Annotated in this window: 16 protein-coding genes; 15 read left to right on the top strand and 1 reads right to left on the bottom strand. The window is 34.3% G+C overall.

Annotated features, from left to right (window positions below):
• Window positions 1-98 precede the first annotated feature (98 nt).
• Window positions 99-1,358, top strand: a complete 1,260-nt coding sequence (locus B9O19_RS01410; protein ID WP_102364761.1) for a glycosyltransferase family 2 protein — start codon at window positions 99-101, stop codon at window positions 1,356-1,358.
• Window positions 1,359-1,444: 86 nt separating this feature from the next.
• Entirely contained in the window at window positions 1,445-2,698 is a 1,254-nt protein-coding gene (locus B9O19_RS01405) for a glycosyltransferase family 2 protein (RefSeq protein WP_102364760.1), read from the top strand.
• Window positions 2,699-2,771: 73 nt separating this feature from the next.
• Here the strand turns inward: B9O19_RS01405 and asnB are convergent, their stop codons facing one another.
• Window positions 2,772-4,619: an asparagine synthase (glutamine-hydrolyzing) gene (gene asnB, locus B9O19_RS01400; protein ID WP_102364759.1), complete on the bottom strand. Its 1,848-nt coding sequence runs from the start codon at window positions 4,617-4,619 to the stop codon at window positions 2,772-2,774.
• Window positions 4,620-4,902: 283 nt separating this feature from the next.
• Between asnB and proS the strand changes: the two genes are divergently transcribed.
• The 13 genes from proS to spo0A all read left to right on the top strand — a co-directional run bounded on the left by proS (window position 4,903) and on the right by spo0A (window position 20,256).
• Window positions 4,903-6,339, top strand: coding sequence for a proline--tRNA ligase (proS, locus tag B9O19_RS01395; protein ID WP_102366577.1), 1,437 nt, complete (start codon window positions 4,903-4,905; stop codon window positions 6,337-6,339).
• A 47-nt stretch (window positions 6,340-6,386) separates the two neighbouring features.
• On the top strand, window positions 6,387-7,235 hold the full coding sequence (gene cdaA / locus B9O19_RS01390) for a diadenylate cyclase CdaA (RefSeq protein WP_158648880.1): 849 nt from the start codon (window positions 6,387-6,389) through the stop codon (window positions 7,233-7,235).
• 2 nt (window positions 7,236-7,237) lie between these two features.
• Window positions 7,238-8,200: a CdaR family protein gene (locus B9O19_RS01385; protein WP_102364757.1), complete on the top strand. Its 963-nt coding sequence runs from the start codon at window positions 7,238-7,240 to the stop codon at window positions 8,198-8,200.
• Window positions 8,184-9,764, top strand: coding sequence for an NAD(P)/FAD-dependent oxidoreductase (locus B9O19_RS01380; RefSeq protein ID WP_102364756.1), 1,581 nt, complete (start codon window positions 8,184-8,186; stop codon window positions 9,762-9,764). The genes B9O19_RS01385 and B9O19_RS01380 overlap by 17 nt, the downstream gene beginning before the upstream one ends.
• Before the next feature lie 119 nt (window positions 9,765-9,883).
• The gene (gene glmM, locus B9O19_RS01375; protein WP_102364755.1) at window positions 9,884-11,245 is read left to right on the top strand and encodes a phosphoglucosamine mutase; all 1,362 of its coding nucleotides are present in this window, start codon (window positions 9,884-9,886) and stop codon (window positions 11,243-11,245) included.
• 54 nt (window positions 11,246-11,299) lie between these two features.
• On the top strand, window positions 11,300-12,394 hold the full coding sequence (ychF, locus tag B9O19_RS01370; RefSeq protein WP_102364754.1) for a redox-regulated ATPase YchF: 1,095 nt from the start codon (window positions 11,300-11,302) through the stop codon (window positions 12,392-12,394).
• 60 nt (window positions 12,395-12,454) lie between these two features.
• Window positions 12,455-12,946 carry a zinc ribbon domain-containing protein gene (locus B9O19_RS01365; RefSeq protein ID WP_102364753.1) on the top strand — a complete coding sequence of 164 codons (492 nt, stop codon included), beginning with the start codon at window positions 12,455-12,457 and terminating at the stop codon, window positions 12,944-12,946.
• 2 nt (window positions 12,947-12,948) lie between these two features.
• A complete protein-coding gene (locus B9O19_RS01360) occupies window positions 12,949-13,827 on the top strand; it encodes a hypothetical protein (RefSeq protein WP_102364752.1) in 879 nt (292 codons plus the stop codon).
• A gap of 23 nt (window positions 13,828-13,850) precedes the next feature.
• Window positions 13,851-14,522, top strand: a complete 672-nt coding sequence (gene cmk / locus B9O19_RS01355) for a (d)CMP kinase (protein WP_102364751.1) — start codon at window positions 13,851-13,853, stop codon at window positions 14,520-14,522.
• On the top strand, window positions 14,509-15,117 hold the full coding sequence (locus tag B9O19_RS01350) for a lysophospholipid acyltransferase family protein (RefSeq protein ID WP_102364750.1): 609 nt from the start codon (window positions 14,509-14,511) through the stop codon (window positions 15,115-15,117). The genes cmk and B9O19_RS01350 overlap by 14 nt, the downstream gene beginning before the upstream one ends.
• A gap of 36 nt (window positions 15,118-15,153) precedes the next feature.
• Window positions 15,154-17,520: a 4-hydroxy-3-methylbut-2-enyl diphosphate reductase gene (gene ispH, locus B9O19_RS01345; RefSeq protein WP_102364749.1), complete on the top strand. Its 2,367-nt coding sequence runs from the start codon at window positions 15,154-15,156 to the stop codon at window positions 17,518-17,520.
• A gap of 92 nt (window positions 17,521-17,612) precedes the next feature.
• Window positions 17,613-19,022, top strand: coding sequence for a UDP-N-acetylmuramoyl-L-alanine--D-glutamate ligase (murD, locus tag B9O19_RS01340; protein WP_102364748.1), 1,410 nt, complete (start codon window positions 17,613-17,615; stop codon window positions 19,020-19,022).
• A 433-nt stretch (window positions 19,023-19,455) separates the two neighbouring features.
• Window positions 19,456-20,256: a sporulation transcription factor Spo0A gene (spo0A, locus tag B9O19_RS01335; RefSeq protein ID WP_102364747.1), complete on the top strand. Its 801-nt coding sequence runs from the start codon at window positions 19,456-19,458 to the stop codon at window positions 20,254-20,256.
• Window positions 20,257-20,650: the final 394 nt, after the last annotated feature.

The following is a 20,650-nucleotide window of genomic DNA, read 5'->3' as shown; positions in this document are numbered from 1 at the left end:
AGTATATGAGAAAGGCTTGTAAAAGTTTTATTATTTTTATTAAGCTGAAAATTTTATTCTGTGAATTTTAATTCTTTGAATTTAAAAGGGGATTATTTATGAAAGCTATTATAATTTTTAATGCTGTAATATCTATTTTGTTTACACTTTGTTATGCTTATCAATTTTTTTATTTATTTGTTGGGCTTCTTAAGGGTGAACAAAAGTTTAAAGCTGTCCGTGAGCATAAATTTGCCGCTGTTATATCTGCTAGAAATGAAAGAGACGTAATAGGACAGTTGATTTCGAGTATTAAATCACAGAATTATCCTAAGGATAAGCTTGACGTCTTTGTTATTGCTGACAATTGTACTGATGATACAGCACAAGTTGCCAGAGAAGCAGGGGCAATTGTGTATGAAAGATTCAACAAAGTTCAGGTTGGTAAAGGATATGCCTTGGATTGGTTGTTTAAGATAATAGATCGAGACCATAAAGATGCGGGATATGAAGGCTATATGATTTTTGATGCTGATAACATATTAGACGTTAACTATGTGTCTGAAATGAACAAGGTTTTTGATAATGGATATGATATACTTACAAGTTATCGTAACTCTAAGAATTTTGACAGTAATTGGATTTCAGCAGCATACTCTTTATGGTTCCTTAGAGAAGCAAGATATTTAAATAATTCTAGAATGCAGTTGGGAACAAGTTGTGCGATTTCAGGAACAGGATTCTTGGTTGGCGCAAATGTGATTGAAGGAAACGGTGGATGGATACATCATTTGCTCACAGAGGATATTGAGTTTACTTGTGATTCGGTAAGTAAAGGAATGAAGATTGGTTATGCTTCCAAAGCCGTTTTATATGATGAACAGCCTACAAAATTCAGTCAGTCATACACGCAGCGTCTGCGCTGGGCAAAAGGTTTCTATCAAGTTTTTGCTAATTATGGCGGCAAGTTATTAAAAGGTGTTTTGAAAGGCAGTTTTTCTTGTCTAGATATGTTTATGACAGTTATGCCCGCGATGCTGCTTACACTATTGAGCGTACTTATAAATGTTGTAGCTATACCGGTAGCAATTGCTACTGATGCTCCGGAGACAGCTATTCTTGTGCAGGCGCTTATTCAAACTCTTGTAAATTTTTATGGGTTATTCTTTATACTTGGTCTTTTGACTGCAATCACAGAATGGGATCAAATTCATTGTGTTTGGTATAAAAAAGTGTTATACTTATTTACATTCCCGGTATTTATGCTTTCATATGTGCCGATTGCTATAATAGCATTGTTTAAGAAAGTAGAGTGGAAGCCTATCAAACATAGCGTTGTTAGAACATTAGATGAGGTTAGAAGTAATGAAGCCGCGTAATGTGATCTAAAATATTTCGACTATACACATTAGGAGAGGTGTTTCTGTTGCCTCTCCTTTCTAATTGTAGTGGAATGGAGCCGAATATGAAAGTTATTTTTATAATTAATTTACTTATATCAGTTATTTTTACAATTTGTTACGCTTATCAGTTTTTTTATTTAGTAGTTGCTTTATTTAAGAAACAGAAAAAATTTGTTGCTAAAACCGAACATAAATATGCTTTTGTTATACCAGCAAGGGATGAGAGTATCGTTGTTGGAGAACTAGTGCTGAGCGCTTTGGCACAAAACTATCCTTCAGAAAAAATAGGCGTATACGTTATAGCCGACAATTGCACAGATAATACTGCTGAAGCGGCTAGAAAAGCCGGAGCGACAGTTTATGAAAGAAATGACAATCTTAAAGTTGGTAAAGGATTTGCACTGGACTGGTTTTTTGAAACTGCCTCAGACAAGCTTAATGAAGAAGATTATGATGGTTTTATAATTCTTGATGCTGATAATGTTCTGGACAAAGATTATTTGCTTGAAATGAATAAAGTTTTTGATAATGGATATGATATTGTAACAAGCTATCGAAATTCCAAAAATTACGGAACAAATTGGGTATCTGCCGGTAATGCGCTATATTTTTTGAGAGACGCTAAATATATGAATTATCCCAGAATGTTACTAAATACTCCCTGCGCAGTGACAGGGACAGGTTTTTTAATAAGCAAAAAAATTGTTGAAACCGAAGGCGGATGGAGATGTCACCTTCTTAGCGAAGATACAGAATTTACTGTTAGTGAAGTTTTGAAAGGTGTTAAAATCGGATATGCAAATGACGCGGTATTCTATGATGAACAGCCTACAGAGTTAAAGCAGTCTTTTATCCAAAGAATGCGCTGGGTTAGAGGTTACTATCAGATTTTGGCTAAGTATGGCGGTACCTTGTTAAAGAGAACATTTAAGGGCAGTTTTGCTTGTTTTGATATGTTTATGTCTGTTGCGCCGGCAATACTAATGATGGTTATAGGTTTAATTTTTAATATATTTGCATTGATTTTTGCCGCTGTTATAAGGTCGCCTGAAATGCCCGGTGTATTATTTTCTTTAGGATTTACGTTATTTAATGTATATTGGATATTTTTCTTTATGGGTGGAGTAACAGCTATAACTGAGCGTAAAAGAATATATACTTCCAGAGCTAAGAAAATACTTTATGTATTTACTTTCCCGTTATATATGCTTACATATCTGCCAATTGCCTTTGTTGCTATGGTTAAAGATGTGAAGTGGGTTCCGACAAGTCATAGGGTGGTAAAAGATGTGGATAGTATAAAAAAGGATGAATAAAAATTATAAATACCAAAACATAACGTTTTGGTATTTGTTTTTTTATATTAGTCTGTTTTTTATTTAGATATCGTTATATTATGTTAATTGCATATTTATCAAGCCAAGTATTTATCATATATAAATATGCTAATATCTGCGGATAGTTCATTAGCTGCCCATACCAAGGCTTTGAAAACATACTAGCTTTTGTGTCCAGCAGTTCCTGCAGTTTATCCGGTTTTACTATTTCTAAAATAGGTGAGTCATAATTTAAAAGAATTTTATTTATTTTATTTTCAACATTTCTTGTATATGCCGGATTAAAGCTTTTTGGGTATGGACTCTTCTTTCGATATACAATTTCATCAGGCAGCATATCGCTGAAAGCTTTGCGTAAAATACCTTTTTCACGTCCTGCATAACCTTTCATATCCCATGGAATATTGTATGCGTATTCAATTATTCTAAGGTCACAAAATGGAACTCTGACCTCAAGACCGCTATACATAGACGCATGGTCTTTGCGTGACAGCAAAGTCTGCATAAACCAACTTATGTTAAGCATGGTAATTTCTTTTATTCTTGAGTCAGATGGAGTTTCACTTCCAGTTTTAGGCGCTGAATCTATTGTATCTTTATATCGTTTAAACACGTATTCTTTTGGGTCAAATTGCAAATATTTGTCCTGAATTAAATTGGCTTTTATTTCTGTATTTCCGCTCCAAGGGAAATCGGCCTGTGCCAGCATTTCTTCGTTTGTAAACCATGGATAACCGCCGAAAATTTCATCGGCACATTCTCCTGACAATACAACAGTATGGTTTTTCTTCACTTCACTGCAGAATAATAACAGTGAGGACTCAATGTCCGCCATTCCTGGAAGGTCGCGGGCTAGAGTTGCGTCCAGCAGTGCGTTGCCAACTAAATCGTTATCCAAAATAATATTGTTGTGTTTTGATTCTATAAAATTACTCATTAAATTTATATAATAATTATCGTTTGATGGCTGGTAGTAATTATTCTCAAAATATTTTTCGTTTTCAATATAGTCCACGGAGTATGTATTAAGTCTGCCGCGGTTTGTAATTTTAAATTCTTCTGATGCAACTGCCGATATGATACTTGAGTCCAATCCTCCAGATAAAAATGTACACAGAGGTACATCAGATACAAGCTGTCGTTTTATAGAATCATATATTAAAGAGCGGAGAGTGTAAATAGTATCAGATAAACTGTCTTTATGTTCATATGCTTTAAGTTTCCAATACTGCCATAAATTTAGCCCTTCACTTTTTGAGAAAGTTCCGCACCATCCGGGTTTTAATTCCTTGATATCGTGAAATGCAGTTTTGCCGGGTGTTCGTCCGGGACCAATTAAAAATATTTCAGCTATTCCAAATTTGTCTACATTGGAAGACACAGATGGATGCTTTAACAGTGCTTTTATTTCTGAGCCAAATATAAATTCAAAATCGTTATTATAATAGAAAAATGGCTTAACTCCGCCTCCGTCCCGGGCAAAAAATAGAGAATCAGTTAATTTATTATATATTACGAAAGCAAAAATTCCATTAAATTCTTTTACACAGTCACTTCCCCATTCTATATAAGCAGTCAATAAAACTTCTGTATCAGAGTGACCGTTAAAATTATATCCTAAGTTTATTAGCTTATTGCGTATTTCTTTAGTGTTATAAAGTTCTCCGTTGTAGCATATTACATATGTATTATTATTATTTTCTTTAATCATTGGCTGATGACCATTTTTAATATCAATAACTGACAGCCTTCTATGTGCTAATCCCACAGAATTTGAACAGTATTCATCTTTTTCATCGGGACCGCGCCTATTGAGTGTTTCTCCCATAGAAAACAGAATGTTTTTATCCGACTCTGAAATAATTTTTTTATAGTTTATAAAACCAGTTATTCCGCACACAGTAATCACCTCGCTGCATTTTATGCATAAATTCATTTTTGGTGAGTTATAATTTAATGCCAATATTAACTGATAATAATAAAGTGACTAATAGCTTATGGTAACATTATTGTAATATTAAAATTCTTGACCAGCCTTGACACAAATATCGTTTTCATTTATACTAAATAGTAGTATGCTCATTTAGAAATTAAATTGTAAAAAATTATTTAAAAACTATTTATACAGAAAGTTTTAAATGAGATATTTTGACCTAATATATTGTTTGGAAGGACTGGTAATTTTGGCAAAAGAAAAGAAAATGGTTGAAGAAATAACTTCAATGAGCGAAGATTTTGCTCAGTGGTATACTGATATTATTAAAAAGGCGGAACTATGCAGTTATTCAGGAGTCAGAGGATGCATGGTTATTCAGCCTTACGGATATGCTATATGGGAAAATATTCAGAAAATAATGGATAAGAGGTTTAAAGAAACGGGAGTTCAAAATGTGTCTATGCCTATGTTTATTCCTGAAAGCCTTTTGCAGCGTGAGAAGGATCATGTTGAGGGATTTGCTCCAGAAGTTGCTTGGGTCACACATGGCGGAAATGAAGAACTGCCTGAACGTTTGTGCGTAAGACCGACATCGGAAACTTTGTTTTGTGACCATTATTCAAATGTGATACGTTCATATAGAGATTTGCCAAAATTGTATAATCAGTGGTGCAGTGTAGTAAGATGGGAGAAAACTACAAGGCCGTTTTTGAGAAGCACAGAATTTTTATGGCAAGAGGGTCATACCGCGCATGCCACACAAGCAGAAGCGGAAGAGCGTACTAGAATGATGCTCAATATCTATGCAGATATTTGTGAAAAAGAATTAGCAATTCCGGTAATTAAAGGACAGAAAACTGAACGGGAAAAGTTTGCCGGTGCTACCGAAACATTTACAATTGAAAGTATGATGCATGATGGTAAAGCTTTGCAGTCAGGAACCAGTCATAACTTTGGCGATGGATTTGCAAAAGCATTCGGGATTCAATACCTTGACGAGAATAACGAACAGCAGTATGTTCATCAGACTTCATGGGGAGTGTCAACAAGAATAATTGGTGCTATTATAATGGTTCATGGAGATGATGCAGGCTTAAAACTTCCGCCTAGAATTGCACCGATACAAGCAGTTATAATTCCTATAGCAATGCATAAAGAAGGCGTTCTTGAAAAAACAGCTGAGCTTTATGAACGTTTGAAGAAAAGTTTTAGAGTTGAGTTTGATGACAGTGATAAGTCTCCTGGATGGAAGTTCAGTGAATATGAGATGAGAGGTGTTCCTATCAGAATAGAGATGGGACCTAAAGATATAGAAAATAATCAGGTTGTTTTAGTTAATCGGGTTAACAGAGAAAAAACTTTTGTTTCGCTGGATAATGTTGAAACAGAATTACAAAATCTGCTTGATAAGATACAGCAGCAAATGTTTGACGCCGCTCTCGAAAATAGAGAAAGCAAAACGAGTTCTGCTGTTACTTATGATGAGTTTAAAAATATTATAGCAGAAAAAGGCGGCTTTGTTAAAGCTATGTGGTGCGGTGACGAAGAATGCGAGCTTAAAATAAAAGAGGATACTACAGCTACATCACGCTGCATACCATTTGAACAGGAAAAACTTAGTGACGTGTGTATTTGTTGTGGGAAACCGGCTAAACATATGGTGTATTGGGGTAAGGCATATTAAAAATTATTTTGTCTGCAGTTTTTGCAGGCAGAAACGGAGGTAATTCTGTGTTAGCAAATTTCTTTAGCTCGGCATTAGACCAGATTTCTTTGCTTAGAATTGCCGATGCGGTAGATATTGTAATTGTCGCTGTTTTGGTATATATTTTACTAAAGTTTATCAGAGACAGCCATACAACACGTCTGCTTAAAGGTGTTATTCTTATTATCGTAGGCATTCAAGTGGTTTATCTATTTAATCTTCATGTTACCTCGTATATCTTTAGTAAATGTGCACAGATTGGCGTTATTGCATTAGTGGTTATATTTCAGCCTGAACTTAGGCGTGCTCTTGACCAAGTAGGTAAAACATCAATCAGCGGTTGGTTTTCAAATGATTCTGAGAGCGATACAAACGTTTTGAGTATGATAAGAGAAGTGTCACATGCTGCACAAGCTATGTCAAATGACAAGACGGGAGCACTTATAGTAATTGAACATGGTTCTGATATAGATTCTATGATAAGCTCAGGTATTAAAATTGACGCTGAGGTTTCATCTGAACTTTTAATAAATATTTTTGTTCATAACACGCCTCTGCATGACGGTGCCGTTATAATAAGAGACAACAGAATAGCTCTTGCAACATGCGTCTTGCCGCTTTCACAAAATCCGCATATAACATCTGAACTTGGAACAAGACACCGTGCCGGTATTGGAATTTCTGAGGAAGCGGATGTAATAGTAGTCATTGTTTCTGAGGAGACAGGAAATATTTCAATCGCTTATAAAGGATTGCTGACCAGAGGTTTGAACGAAGAAACTATGAAGAGCAGACTTGAAGAATTGCTTGGAAGTTATTCTAAAAAGCAGAATCCCGGAATGTTTAAAAATATTTTTACAAGAAAGGAGAGGTAGCCTTGAATAAAATTTTTGCTAACAATACTCTCCTGAAAATATTATCATTTATTATTGCCATTGTGCTTTGGGCTTATATAATTATAATTATTGATGCGCCTACCGAAAAGACGTTTAGAGATGTTCCGATTACTACCGTAAACGAGCAGGTAATCAGTGATCGTGGTTATTCTATTGAGAAACTTTCCGTGCAAACCTCGTCTGTGAAAATTGAGGGCAGCCGAAAAGTTATTGCTAAATTTGACAGCAGTAATATTATTGCTAAACTGGATTTTTCTGATGTCAATGCATCTAAGCTGACAAGCGAAGGAGTTATAACTGTTAACCTTAGTGTTAGTTCAGAATTCGGTGATATAGTTAGTTTTACACCGTCTGCTGTTGACGTTCATGTTGAATCAACCAAATATAAAGATGTTGATATAAAATATACTCACAGCGGTGATGTGATGGATGGCTATGTAAGCGGTGACATTAGTCTGTCACAAGATAAAATCAGAGTATTTGGTGCACAGTCAAATATAGATAATGTTTCATATGCCAGTGTTAATATTGATTTTATAAATACTGATTACAGCGCTTATATTGACGGTAAATTAAAGCAGGATTGTCAGGTTAAGTTATTTGATTCAAACGGAAAAGAACTTACCGAGAAAGATAAAAGATGGATTTGGAATAATACTCCTGTGATACAGGCAGAGTGTCCGCTGTATAAAGTAAAATCGGTTAAAGTGGTTCCGAATGCCGATTACACTTTGTCGGGTGTTACTTTAAAGTGTGAACCGGGCGAGATTAAAATCTATGGTGATAATAATTCTATAGAAAATTATTCGCAGATACAGACAGAACCGGTAACTTTATCCAGCTTTGAAAACGGACATGAAATAACTTCTAAATTGGTGCTGCCGTCTTGGGCTAAAACGGTTGATAATGTGTCGGAGGTTAAAATAAGTGCAAATAGTAATTAATAATATAAAGATGCCTGTTAACCATAAAATTGAAGATGTTTTGCTTGCCGCTCAGGAATTTGTGCGGCAGCAATGCATTTATGCAGATAATTTTTATATATACCGTCAATCAATTGACGCCAGGCACAAAAAATCAATAAAATATATTTACTCGGTGGCAGCGGAAGTAAATAATGGTGCAAAGATATTACCAAATAGCAATTTGCAAATAATATCTCAAAATGATGAAATAAAAGTTGAAAGTAAAAAAATGTTTAAAAAACGTCCGGTTGTCGTTGGTATGGGACCATGCGGTCTGTTCACTGCGTATATATTGACATTATCCGGAAATCCACCGCTTATAATTGAACGCGGCGGCATGGTTGAAGAAAGAGTTAAGTCTGTTGAGGAATTTTGGAATTCGGGAAAATTGAATACGGAATCAAATGTGCAGTTCGGTGAGGGCGGAGCAGGAACCTTTTCGGACGGTAAACTCAATACAGGTATTAAAGACAAGAGACAGAGATTTATTTTAAAAACTTTTGTGCGGTTCGGTGCCCCTAACGATATTTTATATAAGTCAAAACCACATATTGGAACTGATAAGCTTAGAAACGTGCTTATAAATATGAGAAAATATTTGTTGGATAATGGATGTGAAATTCAATTTAATACAACTTTAACCTCATTAAAAATGCGTAACGGAAAAGTTTCAGAAATTGAATTAAATAATGATAAAGTCATCGAATGTGACAAGTTGTTTTTAAGTATTGGTCACAGCAGCCGGGATACCTATGAAATGCTTTATAAAGCAGGAGTAAAAATCGAAGCAAAACCGTTTGCCGCCGGAGTAAGAATTGAACATAAGCAAGAATTTATAAGTCGAAGTCAATATGGAGTAGAATGGAAGTCATTGCCTCTGGCCGATTATAAGCTGGTATATAATGGAAAAGACAGAAGCTGTTATTCGTTCTGTATGTGTCCCGGTGGATATGTTGTTAATGCTTCTTCCGAAGATGAAAGACTTGTTGTGAACGGAATGAGCGATTATAAAAGAGATGCCGAAAATGCTAATAGCGCGTTGGTGGTTTCAGTAAGACCTGAGGACTTTGAAACTAACTCACCTTTAGCTGGGATAGAATTTCAGCGTAAATACGAATCGATGGCTTTCAAATTAGGCGGCAGTGATTTTTCGGCTCCGGTGCAGCTTGCGAAAGATTTTTTGACCGGTAAAAAAAGCAGTCAGCTGGAAAGTGTAAATCCTAGTTTTACTGGTAAAACAGTATTATCAGATTTGCGTTCATGCCTTCCTAAATTCATATCTGTCACATTAAGTGAAGGACTGAGATATTTTGATAATAAGATAAAAGGTTTTGCATCAGGAGGAGCTATTATGACCGGAGTGGAAATGAGAACTTCTGCGCCGGTTAAGATTGCCAGGGATAGTAATTTTGAGTCTGTTGGTATTCAAGGATTGTATCCGGCAGGGGAAGGCGCAGGATATGCGGGCGGTATTATAAGCGCTGCATTGGATGGAATACGAGTTGCTTTAGCTGCAATTGAGAGCTGCAATACCGGGTATTGATGGCTGAAAACTTTTAATATTGTTTGACAAATTTGTTGCATTAGCGTATAATAATTAAAGAAATTATTGTATACATTTTGTTTATGTTAAGTAAGCATTTGATATTTTGGAGGATAGTTATGGGTAGATTATTTGGAACTGATGGTGTAAGAGGAGTTGCTAACAAAGACGGAGAGTTAACGCCTGAGTTAGCTTTTAAAATCGGTAAAGCCGGTGCTTATGTTTTGACTGAAACTTGCGGTGATAAACCTAGAATATTAGTCGGTAAGGATACCAGAATATCAGGTGGAATTTTAGAGTCCGCCTTAGTTGCAGGTATATGCAGTGTTGGTGCTGAAGCCGTTCTTGCCGGAGTTATTCCAACTCCAGCTATTGCCCATCTTGTTAGAAGTGAAGGTTTTGACGCAGGAGTTATGATATCCGCATCGCATAATCCTTTTGAACATAATGGAATTAAATATTTCAGCGGTTCCGGATATAAACTCAGCGATGAAATTGAAAATAGAATAGAATCAATTATTCTTGATAATTCTGAAAAAATTGAGTCGCCGATAGGCAAGAATATCGGACATATTACTATCGATGATTCTTTAGTTGATAAATATATCAAATTTGCAGAAACAACTTGTGACACTGTTTTTGATGGAATAAAAATTGCTATAGACTGTGCAAACGGTGCTTCTTCAGTTACAGCTAAAAAAGCACTTGAAGAACTTGGCGCAGAAGTTTGCGTTATTAATGATTCACCAAATGGCATAAACATAAATGAAAATTGCGGTTCAACACATCTTGAAAATTTGGCTGCCTTTGTTACTGAATGCGGGGCTTATGTAGGGTTGGCCTTTGATGGTGACGCTGACAGAGTTTTAGCTGTAGACGAAAACGGTCATATAGTTGACGGAGACAAAATTATGACCGTCATAGGTCTTGATATGAAGAAAAACGGTAAATTACCTGATAATACAATTGTTGCAACTGTAATGAGCAATCTAGGATTTTTTGTTATGGGTGAAGAAAACGGAATTAACATTAAAAGAACTAAGGTTGGAGACCGATATGTTCTTGAAGAAATGCTAAAAAATAACCATTTGATTGGCGGAGAACAGTCGGGTCATGTTATACTGCTTGAACATAATACTACAGGTGATGGACTTGTAACAGGAATACAACTGGTTTCTGTTTTAAAGCATTCAGGTAAACGTTTGTCTGAATTAGCATCTGCTATGCAGGTTTATCCTCAGGTTTTAATAAATGCAAGTGTTAAAAATGAACTTAAAAATGAAGAGAATTATATGAAGTTTCCTGAGATTAAACAAGCAATAGAAGCACTTGAAAGTGAGTTTAAAGATACCGGGAGAGTCCTTATAAGACCGTCCGGTACGGAGCCTCTTGTAAGAGTAATGATAGAAGGAAAAGATGAGAATTTGATTGAAAAAAGAGCAAGAGAATTGGCTAATCTTTTTGAAGCTAAGTTAAATTAAAACGTCTAATAATACATATAGATTTGAAATTTCACATAAAGAGAGGATATACAGATGAAACTTGGAATTGTCGGATTACCAAACGTTGGTAAGAGCACACTATTTAATGCAATTACACAAGCAGGAGCAGAATCAGCAAATTATCCGTTTTGTACTATAGAACCAAATGTCGGCACAGTTCTTGTACCTGACGAGAGAATAGATAAGTTGGTTGAAATGTATGATCCGGATAAAACAACTTATGCAGTTATAGAATTTGTTGATATTGCTGGACTGGTAAAAGGTGCAAGCAAAGGTGAAGGTTTGGGGAACAAGTTTTTATCCAATATCCGTGAGGTTGACGCTATTGTTCATGTTGTCAGAGCTTTCGAAGATGGTAATATTGTACATGTTGACGGAAGTGTGGATCCTGTGCGTGATATAGAGACGATTAATTATGAACTGATAATGTCAGATTTAGAAATTCTTGACAGAAGAATTGACAAGATAATGAAGTCTATAAGAGGCGGAGAGAAAAAGTATCTTGCATATCAGGATTTTTATGAAAGATTAAAGGCGCATTTAGAAAGTGGTAAAACAGCTCGTTCTATGGATATGACTGATGATGAGTTAGATATGCTTGAAGATGTCGCACTGCTCACGATGAAACCAGTAATTTACGCTGCTAATGTTGCTGAGGATGATTATGCAAATGAGGATACTAATGTATTTGTTAATAAGATAAAAGAGTATGCTAAATCTGATAAAGCTGAGGTAATGGTTATTTCAGCAAAGATAGAAGAAGAAATTGCTGGGCTTGAAAAGGATGAAAAGCAAATGTTCTTGGATGAGCTTAGTGCCGCTGAATCAGGACTTGATAAATTAATAAAGGCGAGTTATAAACTTTTGGGACTTATTAGTTATCTTACTGCAGGAAAGCCGGAAGTAAGGGCATGGACCATAAAAGAGGGAACAAAAGCTCCGCAGGCAGCAGGAAAAATTCACACTGATTTTGAACGCGGTTTTATCCGTGCTGAGGTAGTGCATTTTGATGATTTAATGAATTGCGGCAGTATGAGTGCCGCTAAGGAAAAGGGCTTAGTGAGGTCTGAAGGAAAAGAATATGTAATGAAAGATGGAGATATTGTTTTATTCAGATTTAATGTGTAATATTAAAAGTATTCTTTTTGGGGAATACTTTATTGAAATATTAATAAAGGAGTTGTTTTTATGGATTTTTTAGAAAATGTAATGAGTGCTGTTGGGTCTGCCGCGCAGACTGTGGTTAAAAAGTCCGGCGAAGTTGTTGAATATTCAAAGTTAAAATATTCGATGTTTGATCTTAGTAATTCAATTAAAAATTTGTATTCTCAGATTGGTGAAGCAGTATATATCAGCTATAAAAATCATACACCGCTTGATGAAAATGTTAAAGATAAATGTGCTGAAATTGATAAATTAAATGATATGCTTGAAGAACTTGACGATCAATTAGGCGGTTATAAAGCAATTGTTAAATGTCCAAAATGCGGCAAGGGCGTTAAAGATCACTGTTCTTACTGTCCTTATTGCGGTGAAAAACTTTCGGAGGATGTAGATGCTGAGTTTTATGGAGATACACATAAATACTACTCGCCGTCCAGCTCTGAACCTGTTGATGATGAGCCTGATAAACATGTGGACAATGACGCGCATAAAAGCGATTCTAAAACAGGAGAATAATCATGCTTCTTATAATCTCTGACGGTGGTAATTTGGCAAGAGAAACATCGCGCATTCTCGATAAATTGGATGCAAATTATTTATTTCATTTTTCATCTTTCTCAAATGCAGGTTTTTTGGGGAAAGGTAATGCGGTTGTTGGGAAAATGAGCTATAGGAGTCTCTGCCGTATTATTGATAAAAATAATATAAATTGTGTTGTTGACATAATTAATGCGCCCAAAAGTGATGAGTCTTTGGTTGCATTAAATGTCGCTGAGGATTTAAAACTGCCATTGATTAAATTGATTCCACCAACACTGCCTTTTGAACGCTCTAACTTGAAAAGAGTTAATATAAAATGTGATGTTGATTATTCTTATGAAAGTGTTGCATCAAAGATAAATAACACTGTCGGTAATATAGTATTTTTTTCAAAACCATATAATGTTAAAGCTATATCTGATTTGGTTTTTGATAGAAATTCTTTGTATGTTCCAATTTCATCGGGTTTTGATTTTGATATTGAGTTGGCTCTTGAGTTTGGAATTCCATTATTGAATGTAAAGGATTTTGATGATATAAGCAGTTTTGATGGAATGAAAGGCGTTCTGAAAAAGCTTGAAGCTAAACTTTTAATAACTGATAGTTCTTTTGATATACTTGATAAATTAAAAGCTGCATCAGAACTTGGTGTAAATGTTATTTTTACTCAGAATTCAGGTTATGACTATAAGTATATTTATGATAATCTAGATGAATTCAGCTCCATTTTAAAAGAATTGTTTGTTTTAGATTCAGAAGAAAATATTAGTGATTATGAGTATAAAGAAAATATAAATAAAGGTCAATTATTAAATAAATCTGATGCTCTATCAGATAGTTCTGAGCATCAGAAATAAAATGTTTTAATTAAGAGGTAAAAATGAAAATTGCTATTGATGGACCTGCCGGTGCGGGTAAGAGCACAATTTCTAAGTCTGTTGCTAAAATGTTAAATTATATTTATATTGATACAGGCGCTATGTATAGAAGCGTTGGTCTTGCTGCAATAAAGGCCGGATTGGATACTAGGAGCGAAACTGAACTTCAGAGAATAATTAATAATATATCTATAGAAATAAAAAATGACGAACATGGACAGAAATTTTTCTTAAACGGAAAAGACGTTACAAAAGAAATAAGAAAACCTGAAGTTTCGATTGCTGCTTCAAATGTTGCAACAATACCTTCTGTCAGACTTAAACTTGTTGATATTCAACGTAAATTAGCTGAAAAATCCAGCGTAGTTATGGATGGCAGAGATATTGGTACTTATGTTCTTCCAAACGCGGAACTGAAAATATTTTTAACCGCTGATGTTGACGAAAGGGCGAGACGAAGATATAAGGAACTTATAGAAAAAAAGGCTGAAACAAATTTTGAATCAGTCAGAGAAGAAATTTTATTTCGTGATAAAAATGACAGTGAAAGAGATTTCGCTCCGTTAAAACAGGCAGATGATGCCGTTTTATTAGACACTACTAACATGTCAATAGATGAAGTAATAAATAAAATTTTATCTTTAGTTGAGGAGAAATGCAATGACATTATATAAATTTGGCAGATTTGTCGTTAATGCATTTTTTAAAGTTTTTTTTAGAGTAAAGTTCGTTGGAAAGGAAAATATTCCAAGTGTTGATGAGAGATTTATAATATGCGCTAACCATAAAAGCAATCTTGATCCTCCGCTTGTTGGAACCGCATTTTCCTTTGAAATAGGATTTATGGCTAAAGAAGAATTATTCAAAAATAAAATTTTCGGAAAGCTTATTACTGCTCTCGGAGCATTTCCTATAAAACGCGGAAAATCAGATTTTGGAGCTCTGAGAACTGCTATAAGTCTTGTTGCTGACGGCAAGCATATAGCTATCTTCCCAGAAGGAGGAAGGTCGCATAAAGACCGTTTAAGAAAAGGAAAAATGGGCGCTGCCCTGGTTGCTGTTAAGGCGCGGGCAAATATTTTGCCGATTGGTATTGAAGGCGAGTATAAACCTTTTGGTAAATTAATTGTGCGGATAGGGAAGCCAATAGAGTTGACATCATATTTTGATGAGAAATTAAATTCAGCTGAGCTTCAGGAGATAACAGACAAGCTCCTTATGCCAAAAATATCTGAGCTGTCTAACATTCCTTTAAATAATCAGATATGATGTATATTATAAAAAGATATAGTGAGATAATATAATATGAAAATAGAAATAGCTAAAAATGCCGGTTTTTGTTTTGGCGTTGATAGAGCTGTCAAAATAGCTTATGATTGTATAAGTGAAAAAGATAAGCTAAGTCAAAACAATTTAGCGGATGATTCTTTAATATATACCTATGGAATGCTGATCCATAATACAGATGTTACAAACGACCTTGCAAAAAAGGGTATATCAGCGATAGAAAAACCTTGTGACGCTCCATTTGGTTCAAGAGTGATTATAAGAGCTCATGGCGTACCAAAATCAGATATAGAATATTTTAAAAAAAATAATATAAAATTGATTGACGCTACTTGTCCTTTTGTAAAAAAAATCCATAAGATTGTTTTGGATGAATACATAAATAAAGGCAGAACAATAGTTATTGTAGGTAATCCTGAACATCCTGAAGTTATTGGCATAAATGGGTGGTGTAATAATTCAGCTATAATTATATCAGATGAGAATGATATAAACGATATGCTGTTAAAATTGAAGGATATTCCAATATCCGTTGTTGCGCAAACTACCATAAGAAGGCAATTATTTAAAAAAGTTGAAGAAATTTTAAAAAAACATTTTACAAATGCCGATTTTTTTGATACAATATGTAGTGCAACCTCTGAAAGACAAAAATCGGCAGCTGAGTTGGCAGCTAGAGTAGATATGATGTTTGTTGTAGGAGGTAAAAACAGTTCTAATACTTTAAAACTTTATGAAGTTTGTAAGGAATTATGTGAAAACACTGTTCATGTTGAAAATAGTAAAATAATAAAAAAACAATATAATAATTTATTAAACAAAAAAATGAAAGTAGGTATTACCGCCGGAGCATCTACTCCCGAGTCGGTAATCAAGGAGGTCTATTTAACCATGGCGGAAAATGAAATGAATTTTGCAGAGGCACTAGAGGAAACATTAAAGCCTCTGAAATCAGGTGAGGTAGTAAAGGGCGTTGTAATCGGTATCACACCAACTGAGGTTCAAGTTGATATTGGAAGCAAGTATGACGGAGTGATTCCTTTTGATGAACTAACTAATGACCCTAATGATAATATTAATGATTTGGTAAAGATTGGTGAAGAGGTTGACGTTTATATTGTCCATGTCAGCGACAGAGATGGTGTCGTTACTCTTTCTAAAAAGAAAATTGACGCTGTTAAAGGTATGGAAGAACTTAAAGCTGCTTTTGAAAACAACGAAGTGCTTTCAGGACGTGTTGTTGAGTTGGTTAGAGGCGGTGTTGTTACAATTGCAAAAGGAGTTCGTGTATTTATACCAGCTTCTGAATGTGCATTGAACTATCTTTCAGACTTAGGCGTTTTATTAAATACAGAGCAGAAGTTTAGAATTATTAAGATGGATACTGACAGAAGAGGAAGACAGAGAGTTGTCGGCTCTATTAAGACAGTTGCAAAAGAAGCTGCCGATAAAGCGTCTGCTGAATTTTGGGCAACTGCAGAAGAAGGCAAACAATATAAGGGTATAGTTAAGTCTTTAACATCGTTTGGAGCTTTTATTGATTTGGGTGGTGTTGACGGATTAATTCATATTTCTGAACTTTCTCCGATTCGTATTTCTCATCCTTCTGAGGTTGTTAAAGTTGGAGATGAAATTGAAGTATATATTAAAGAACTTGATAAAGATAAAAACAGAATTTCTCTTGTTAGAGAGCTCAAAGAGCAAAAAGCTGCTGAATTTTGGAAAGATGCTGAGATTGGCAAAAAATATACCGGTATTGTAAAGTCTATTACACCTTTCGGTGCTTTTGTAGATATTGGCGGCGTTGATGGTTTGGTTCATATTTCAGAGTTATCTTGGAATAGAATTAAACACCCGTCTGAAATAGTTAGTGTTGGACAGGAGCTTGAAGTTTATATTAAGGATCTTGACAAAGATAAGGGTAAAGTTTCTTTAGGATACAAGAAGGAAGAAGACAGCCCTTGGGTTAAAGCTGTTAAGGATCTGCATGTAGGAGATAAGATTCAGGCTAAGATTGTTAGAATTCTTCCATTTGGTGCTTTTGCTGAAGTGGCTGAATATGTAGATGGTCTGATTCATATTTCTCAGATTTCAAATGAAAGAATCAACAAACCTTCAGATGTGTTGGCTATTGGTGATGTTGTGGATTGTGAAATCGTTGAAATTAATGACGATACAAAGCAGATTGGTCTTTCAATGAAAGCTCTTATGACCGATTCAGCATCTGATGTAACTGCTGACAGTGATTCAAATGAAGAAGTTTTACCTAATTCTTATATTGAGGAAACAAGCTTTACATTAGGAGACATTCTTGATTCTGCAGAAGTTAGCGAAGATTCTGAGAAGAAGGCATCTGAAGATGTTAATGAAGAGCCTGAAGCATAAGCTTTATTAGTTTAAATCATTAGGGGCGGACAAGACTTTGTCTGCCCCTAGTTTTTGAGCGCGAATATTAATATCGTATTGGAGGATTTAAAATGGAGGTTAATGAGTATTCAGTTCCTATTGAGAATTTTAAAAAAAAGGTCAATGGGAAGCCTGTTGCTGTTGTGGGAATTGGAGTCAGCAATGTTCCACTTATAAAATTTTTGGTTGGTATGGGCTCAAAAGTGACAGCATATGATAGAAGAACTAAAGAACAGCTTGGTGATACTTACAGTGAGTTATCTGCTTTGGGAGTTTCTTTTATTTTAGGAGATTCATATCTTGATAAAATTGATGATGATATAAAAGTTATATTTAAAACTCCAGGTATAAGGTTTGACGTGCCTGCTCTTAGCAAAGCGGTTCAAAATGGCGCAGAACTTACTTCTGAAATGGAACTGTTTTTTGAACTCTGTCCGGCTGATATTATAGCCGTTACTGGAAGTGACGGTAAAACCACTACCACAAGTCTTATTTATGAAATGCTTAAACGAGGCGGTTATAATTGTTATTTGGGAGGAAATATTGGATCACCGCTTATTGGTGAGGTTGAAAAAATAAAACATAATGATAAAGTTGTTGTTGAATTATCCAGTTTTCAACTGCAAACAATGAAAATGAGTCCCAAAATTGCTGTTGTCACAAATATTACTCCAAATCATTTAGATTGGCATACTGATTTTGATGAATATATTAGTGCTAAAAAAACAATATTTTTAAATCAGGGCAGTGATGGAAAAGTAGTACTCAATTATGATAATGATATCACAAGAGAATTTAATAATGAAACTGCAAATGGAATTTACTTCAGCCGCAAAAATAGATTAAATAATGGCTATTGTTTGAATGATGATATGATAATATCTTTTTATAATGACGGCCATATAGAACGCGAAATTTTAAGTGTAGAAGATATATATATTCCTGGAATGCATAATGTAGAAAATTATATGGCTGCTATCGCTGCGGTTGATGGGTTAGTTTCAGATGATATTATCAGAAAAACTGCAAAAGAATTTGTTGGAGTCCCGCATAGAATAGAATTTGTTAGAGAACTTAACGGAGTTAAATATTATAATGATTCTATTGCCAGCTCGCCTGCTAGAACTACTGCGGGGTTAAATTCTTTTGATAAAAAAGTTGTTTTAATCGCAGGAGGCTATGATAAAAAGATACCTTTTGAAGAGTTTGGTTCTGTTGTGAATAATAAGGTTAAAAGTTTGGTTTTATGTGGTTTTACAGCAGATAAAATTGAAGACGCAGTAAAATCAGCTCAAAATTATAATGAAAATAATATTCCAATTTATAAGTGTTCTCTTTTTGAAGACGCTGTTAAGAAGGCTAAGGAAATTGCAGAAGCTGGGGACGTTGTTATTCTTTCTCCTGCTTGCGCAAGTTTTGATTTATTTAAAAATTTTGAGGAGCGCGGAAATACTTTTAAAAATATTGTAAATAGTTTTTAATATTTAATGTTTTAATATGCTTACTATCTGATTATTTATTAATAAATAATCAGATAGTAAGCATATTTTTTTAGCAATACTTGTAATATAGTTTTTATATCCAATTTGTATATTTTTTTCTCTTAATTTTTTTAGTGCAAAATATAAAATTTTTTATCTTTGAAATAATAGAAATTTATATTTATTTACAGAATAGCTGATTTTTTGTAAATATTTTGTCGAATGGGTTGACAAGATAAAAGAAAGTTACTATAATTTGAATATCAAATGTTGCCATATTATGTCAATAATCTTACAATTGTGTTACTGCTTTAATTATTTTTTAACTAAGAATAAAATCGTTTTAAGTATAATAAAAGTATTTTATATAATTATTTGTTATTGCCATATAATGGTGAATTAATTTTAAATTATCAATATAGGGAGAAAAGAAATGGAAATTAATCAAAAAATTAAAGTAGCAGTAGCAGATTTCGACAAAGATTTTGCAGATGGATTGTGCTTATATTTGAGACAGTCTGCAAAGATAGATGTTGTAGGATGTGTACATGATGGATTAGAAGTAGCAAGTTTAATAAAGAATAATGACGTAGATGTTTTGGTAATGGATTTGGTGCTGCCGACTATAGACGGAATAGGAGTTCTTGAGAGAATCAACAGAATGCAGCTGAATAAACGTCCTCATGTTCTGATAGTAAGCTCAGTCTTGAACGAGACTGTAACGTCATATTCCAATTCATACGGCGTTGAATATTGTATGTTGAAGCCTGTCAACTATGATGCGCTGATTGACAGAATCACAATGATGGCGGCTCCGATAACCACAGGCGAAGATGTAATGCAGAACTGGAAGGTGAACACAAAAAAGTTTGACTATGCACAGGTAGAAGCAATGGTGACAAACGTTATACATGAGATAGGCATACCGGCGCATATAAAGGGATACCAATACATAAGAAGGGCAATAATGATGGCGATATATGATTTGGATATAATGAACTCTGTAACCAAAGAATTATATCCAACCATAGCGGAGAACTTCAGCACAACGTCAAGCAGAGTTGAAAGAGCGATAAGACATGCGATAGAGCTAGCGTGGGATAGAGGTGACATGGACACTCTGAACAACGTGTTCGGTTACACAGTATCACAAATAAAAGGAAAGCCGACAAATTCAGAATTTATAGCAATGATAGCAGATAAGTTAAGACTTCAGCTTAAGAATGCTTCTTAAGATTTTATAATTAATTTTTGTATAATATAGGTATATAATAATTAAAAAATAAAATACAAGAATTTATATATTCTTGTATTTTATTTCAAATCGTGATTTAATTTCTTTAAAAGCAATAGTTTTTAGAATTGTTTATAATTAGGTCTTATTCAATAGAAGTTGCTCCTACTTAAGTTATGATAAAAAGTATAAATATTTGAGTGAATCAAATTAGAATCTCATTTGATAAAAAGAAATTCAATAATAGTTAAATTTAATTCAAAATGCAAAAAAAGTAATAAAGTCAATTAAGTGATTCTTATAATATTATTTTTTGCGACTGCGCATATATTGGGATGAGTATAAATTTATGACTGGCATATAAATATTGATTATGTCTAAGAATTAATAAAAT

Origin of the sequence: Monoglobus pectinilyticus, assembly GCF_002874775.1 — a bacterium.
Classification (GTDB): Bacteria; Bacillota; Clostridia; order Monoglobales; family Monoglobaceae; genus Monoglobus; species Monoglobus pectinilyticus.
The sequence above is the reverse complement of the archived record's forward strand: the minus strand, read 5'-3'. Positions and strand labels throughout refer to the sequence as shown.

Bases quoted from the DNA above. Each gene is read 5' to 3' on its own strand.
- cmk (WP_102364751.1), top strand. From the start codon at position 13,851: ATGAAAATTGCTATTGATGGACCTGCCGGTGCGGGTAAGAGCACAATT.
- glmM (WP_102364755.1), top strand. From the start codon at position 9,884: ATGGGTAGATTATTTGGAACTGATGGTGTAAGAGGAGTTGCTAACAAA.
- ispH (WP_102364749.1), top strand. From the start codon at position 15,154: ATGAAAATAGAAATAGCTAAAAATGCCGGTTTTTGTTTTGGCGTTGAT.
- murD (WP_102364748.1), top strand. From the start codon at position 17,613: ATGGAGGTTAATGAGTATTCAGTTCCTATTGAGAATTTTAAAAAAAAG.
- B9O19_RS01405 (WP_102364760.1), top strand. From the start codon at position 1,445: ATGAAAGTTATTTTTATAATTAATTTACTTATATCAGTTATTTTTACA.
- B9O19_RS01365 (WP_102364753.1), top strand. From the start codon at position 12,455: ATGGATTTTTTAGAAAATGTAATGAGTGCTGTTGGGTCTGCCGCGCAG.
- ychF (WP_102364754.1), top strand. From the start codon at position 11,300: ATGAAACTTGGAATTGTCGGATTACCAAACGTTGGTAAGAGCACACTA.
- B9O19_RS01360 (WP_102364752.1), top strand. From the start codon at position 12,949: ATGCTTCTTATAATCTCTGACGGTGGTAATTTGGCAAGAGAAACATCG.
- B9O19_RS01410 (WP_102364761.1), top strand. From the start codon at position 99: ATGAAAGCTATTATAATTTTTAATGCTGTAATATCTATTTTGTTTACA.
- spo0A (WP_102364747.1), top strand. From the start codon at position 19,456: ATGGAAATTAATCAAAAAATTAAAGTAGCAGTAGCAGATTTCGACAAA.
- B9O19_RS01350 (WP_102364750.1), top strand. From the start codon at position 14,509: ATGACATTATATAAATTTGGCAGATTTGTCGTTAATGCATTTTTTAAA.